Raw genomic sequence first — 4,902 nt, 5'->3', positions numbered from 1 at the left:
GCCCCGACGCCCCCATCATCACCACCGACGCCCGCCACCGCGCCGACGCCAAAAGCGCCCTCATCACCCTCGTCGAACACGCCCTCATGGCGCGTTTGAAGTAGTCCGGAATGTCAGAGGAGGGGCGGGCTGTGTCCTTTGACACGGTCCGCCCCTTCGTACATAACGTTTCGACAGAGAATTGCAACGCGACCGACACCCCACGCGTTCGTCCGGTGCCGCTGCGCTCACAACGAACCCGCCTTTTGCCGGGGCTCGTTCTTTATGACCGTTTTATGCGCGCGTTGGTTCCCCTGGAATGGCTGGAACCAGCTGTTTGGAACACGGCCGTTACACGTGCTGGAATTCAACTAACTCCCCAGTAGAACGGCCGCCGTAACAAGGCAGAGTGACGGCCCCAGTAGATACGACGGCACGAGGTAGGTGCCGCGCCGAGAGGTTGTTGGTCGAGTGAGGCGAAGCAACGAGAGCCCCGCCGAAGAACCGGCGCGGGGCAACTTCACCCCGCCGCGGACAGCGGCGCCCGCGCCCGTGGAGGAGCCGGACGTCGAGCCCGCTCCCGGCGGGAGCTCCAGCAAGTTCTCTCCACGCAACTGGCGCGTACCCACCAAGCTCAACGCCATCCTCCTGGTGCCGGCCCTCGTCGGGCTGGTCATGGGCGGCTTCCAGGTGAAGGGCTCGATCGACACCTGGAACGAAGCCCAGGACGCCGAGAAGATCGCCCGCATCGTCCAGGTCGCCTCCCAGTACAGCCAAGCGCTCCTCAACGAACGCGACCTGACCGCCGAGCCCCTGCTGAAGGGCGAGGACAAGAGCCAGATCGTGTCCGACGCCCGCACGGCCACCGACGACGCCCGCAGCAAGTTCGCCACCGCGGTCCAGGACATGCCCTCGAACCCGGCCTTCGAGCGACGCCTGAAGCTCTTCCGCAACGAAGAGCCGAAGCTGGACCTCATACGCAAGAACGCGTACGTGGAATCGATGGAGAAGGCGAAGAAGGACCTCCCCGCCTCCGCCGGCCCCATTCCGACCGAAGAGGGGTACGTGCTGGTCCAGCACTACCTCATGCAGTTCTCCAACGAGCTCGGCCTCGGCACCGGAAACGTGACCTCCTATGGCCGCATGGTGTACGCCGTCCAGCTCGCCAAGGCGGCCGGTTCGCTCCAGCGCGCCATCGGCACCCATCTGCTGGTGCGCCCCAACGAGGACGACCAGATCCGGGCCGCCCAGTTGATGGCCTTCTCCTCCTACGCGTACCTCGAAGAGATCGCGATCGGCGAGTACGTCGCCGGCGGTACCGAGGAGAACACCGAGAAGCTCAAGACCGTCACGGCCGCCAAGACACAAGAGGCGATGCGCAAGCTGACGGAGGCCGAACAGGAGGCCAAGGCCTCCGGTCTGCCCTTCGTCAAGCCACCGATCGCCGCCGGCTCGATGCTGACCGGCATGACCCAGGCCATCGCCAGCGGCGAGAAGCCCTCCACGCTGGCGAAGAAGGGCACCACCCCCGGCACCTGGCAGGCCGGCGCCACCGCCAAGTTCGAGGGCTACACCGAGATCGAGCAGGACCTGCTCGACAAGGCCGTGACCGAAGCGTCCGCGATCTCCGACGACGCCCGCAACGACGCCATCACCACCGGTGCCATCGTCGTGCTGGCGCTGCTCACCGCCTTCCTCCTGGCCGGCCTCATGGCCCGCCAGATGGGCCGCTCCATGCGCCAACTGCGCACCGCGGCCTTCGGCATCGCCGAGCAGCGTCTGCCCATGCTCGTCGACCAGCTCTCTCGCACCGAGCCCGGTCGGGTCGACACCCGGGTACAGCCCATCCCGATCGACTCCCGAGATGAGATCGGCGAGGTGGCCCGCGCCTTCGACCAGGTGCACCGGGAAGCGGTTCGGCTCGCGGCCGAACAGGCGTTGCTGCGAGGGAACGTCAACGCGATCTTCACCAACCTCTCCATGCGGAACCAGTCGCTGATCGAGGGCCAGCTGACCCTCATCACCGACCTGGAGAACAACGAAGCCGATCCGGACCAGTTGGAGAACCTCTTCCGTCTGGACCACCTGGCCACCCGCATGCGCCGCAACGGCGAGAACCTCCTCATCCTCGCGGGTGAGGAGCCGGGCCGTCGTTGGGACCAACCCGTGCCTCTGGTCGACGTGCTGCGCGCCGCCTCATCCGAGGTGGAGCAGTATGAGCGGATCGAGCTCTCGGGCGTCTCCGAAGCCGAGATCCACGGCCAGGCCGTGACCGACCTCGTGCACCTGCTCGCCGAGCTGCTGGAGAACGCCACCTCGTTCTCCTCCCCCCAGACCAAGGTCAGGGTTAACGCCACCCGTCTGCCGGACGGTCGGGTCATGGTCGAAATCCACGACAAGGGCATCGGCCTCACCGCTGCGGACTTCGCGGACCTCAACCACAAGCTGGCCAACCCGCCGACCGTGGACGCCGCGATCTCGCAGCGGATGGGACTGTTCGTGGTCGGCCGCCTGGCCGACCGGCACGGGATCCGAGTTCAGCTCCGCCCCTCCGGCGAGCAGGCCGGCACCACCTCGCTGGTGATGCTCCCGGACGCGATCACCCACGGTGGTGGCGGCGAGGGCAACCCCGAGGACGACTTCACCGTGTCCTCGATCATCCCGGAGCAGCAGTCCCACGAGTCCGCCCCGATGCGCACCGCAGCCGAACTCGGCTTCGACGACTCCCGGTACGAAGCGCAGCAGGGCGACGCCCGCGAGCTCGACCCGGTGGGACGCTCTCTGCTGCGCGAGGAGCGCCGGGCGCACCTCGAAGCCCAGGTCGGCGGCGAACAGCCGCTCTTCCAGGACGAAGTACCTCAGGAGCAGTACCCTCAGCAGGGCGAGGAGCGGTCCGTCCCGTACCCGGAGCAGCCGTTCGCCGAACAGGGCTATGGGGACCCGCAGTACCACGAGCGTCCCGCACAGTCCCAGTCACCGTACGAGGCCGAGGGCGGCTACGGCCGGGAGCCACAGCCGGAACACGGCTACCAGGGGTTCCAGCAGGGCGGCTTCGGCCCCTATGCGGAATCCTCATACCAAGACCCGGCGAATGAGCGACTGCCGTACGACTCTGGTTTCGATTCTGCTGCTCAGCAGGCCCGGTGGCCTCAAGAGGACAACTATCCGGCTTCGTATCAGCAGCCTTACGGTAGCGAATCGGAATCCTCTCAGGGCGCTCCCGAAGCCGCCTCGGAACGCGTAGGCTTCGACCAGTCGGACACCGCTGAAGGGGCCGGCCACGAGCTGACCAACGCAGGTCTGCCTCGTCGTGGCAGCCAGCAGCAGTGGCAGCCGGCGCAGCAGGACACGGGACAGCAGCAGTTCTCCCCGCAGCCGCCCCAGCAGTCGCAGTCGCCGCAGGCACAACAGCCGCAGGCACCGCAGCAGCCGGCAGCAGCGGGCCCGGACAACAGTGGGGCCGGTGATTGGCATTCGGCGAATGACGAAGGCTGGCAGCGGGCCTCCAAGCTCCGCGACCCGAAGGCGGGTGGGGTCACCTCGTCCGGCCTTCCCAAGCGGGTCCCGAAGGCCAACCTGGTCTCGGGAGCCGCAGAGACGACCTCGCAGGGCGGCCCACAGGTCTCCCGCGCCCCTGAGGACGTGCGTGGCAGGTTGAGCAACCTACGGCGCGGTGTCCAGCAGGGCCGCAACGCGGGATCAGAGCAGTCAAGTAACACCTATGACCAGGAGCGTTAGTGTGAGCCCGATGAGCCAGGCGGCGCAGAACCTGAACTGGTTGATCACCAACTTCGTGGACAACACCCCCGGGGTGTCCCACACGGTGGTGGTCTCCGCCGACGGCCTTCTTCTGGCGATGTCCGAGGGTTTCCCGCGCGACCGCGCTGATCAGCTGGCGGCCGTGGCCTCCGGACTGACCTCGCTGACCGCGGGAGCCTCCCGCATCTTCGAGGGCGGCCCCGTGAACCAGACGGTGGTGGAGATGGACCGGGGATTCCTCTTCCTCATGTCCGTCTCCGACGGATCCTCGCTGGCCGTACTCGCACACCCCGAGTGCGACATCGGCCTCGTCGGCTACGAGATGGCCCTCCTCGTCGACCGCGCCGGAAACGTCCTCACCCCGGACCTCCGCGCGGAACTGCAAGGAAGTCTTCTCAACTAGCAGACAACCAGTGCGCTTCGCGCCACCGCGCCTTAAGGTGCGGTGGCGCGGTTCCAACGGGAGCACTGCGTCAAGGAGTCGGAGGAGGAAACGTGACAACACCCCCTGGAGGGCATCCGTACGGCGGCGCGTCCCAGCCGCAGGGTGGGCACGACCAGAACCGGTTCAACTTTCCCTCCGCGCCCAGCAGGCACCCCGCACCGGAGCAGAACCCGTACCAGCAGCCCTACGGGCAGCCCCAGCAGCCTCGTACGCCGCCTCCACGTGCCTCCAGAGGCGCGGGGCCATCGGCACCAAAGGCGAGCAATCCGCTGGTGCGCCCCTACGCGATGACCGGCGGCCGGACCCGGCCGCGCTACCAGTTGGCCATCGAGGCCCTGGTCAGCACCACCGCCGATCCCGCTCGGCTGCAAGGGCAGTTGCCCGAGCACCAGCGGATCTGCCGGCTGTGCCTGGAGATCAAGTCAGTGGCCGAGATCTCGGCCCTGCTCTCGATTCCCCTAGGCGTGGCCCGAATCCTCGTGGCAGACCTGGCCGAGGCCGGGCTTGTCGCCATCCATCAGCCCGGCGGCGACGAGTCCGCCGGCGGCCAGCCAGACGTGACACTGCTCGAAAGGGTGCTCAGTGGACTTCGCAAGCTCTAATGGCGGAGCGGCCCGCTCCACGACCTCCGCGAAGATCGTGGTGGCCGGGGGCTTCGGCGTCGGCAAGACCACATTCGTCGGCGCCGTGTCCGAGATCAACCCGCTGCGCACCGAAGC

Annotated in this window: 3 protein-coding genes and 2 pseudogenes; all 5 read left to right on the top strand. The window is 67.5% G+C overall.

Going from position 1 to position 4,902, the window contains the following annotated elements; all coding sequences use genetic code 11:
- Positions 1-104: pseudogene (locus tag ACFYMC_RS29520) on the top strand (ATP-binding protein); the annotation flags it as partial.
- A gap of 346 nt (positions 105-450) precedes the next feature.
- On the top strand, positions 451-3,717 hold the full coding sequence (locus ACFYMC_RS29515) for a nitrate- and nitrite sensing domain-containing protein (protein WP_388531152.1): 3,267 nt from the start codon (positions 451-453) through the stop codon (positions 3,715-3,717).
- Between the two features lie 10 nt (positions 3,718-3,727).
- The gene (locus ACFYMC_RS29510; protein ID WP_388531155.1) at positions 3,728-4,141 is read left to right on the top strand and encodes a roadblock/LC7 domain-containing protein; all 414 of its coding nucleotides are present in this window, start codon (positions 3,728-3,730) and stop codon (positions 4,139-4,141) included.
- 92 nt (positions 4,142-4,233) lie between these two features.
- Positions 4,234-4,785, top strand: a complete 552-nt coding sequence (locus ACFYMC_RS29505) for a DUF742 domain-containing protein (RefSeq protein ID WP_388531149.1) — start codon at positions 4,234-4,236, stop codon at positions 4,783-4,785.
- Positions 4,766-4,902 (top strand): annotated as a pseudogene (locus ACFYMC_RS29500) (ATP/GTP-binding protein); the annotation flags it as partial. The gene ACFYMC_RS29505 and the pseudogene ACFYMC_RS29500, both read left to right, overlap by 20 nt.

Source organism: Streptomyces sp. NPDC006879, from assembly GCF_042869595.1.
GTDB lineage: Bacteria > Actinomycetota > Actinomycetes > Streptomycetales > Streptomycetaceae > Streptomyces.
This window is presented reverse-complemented; position numbering and strand designations above follow the sequence as displayed.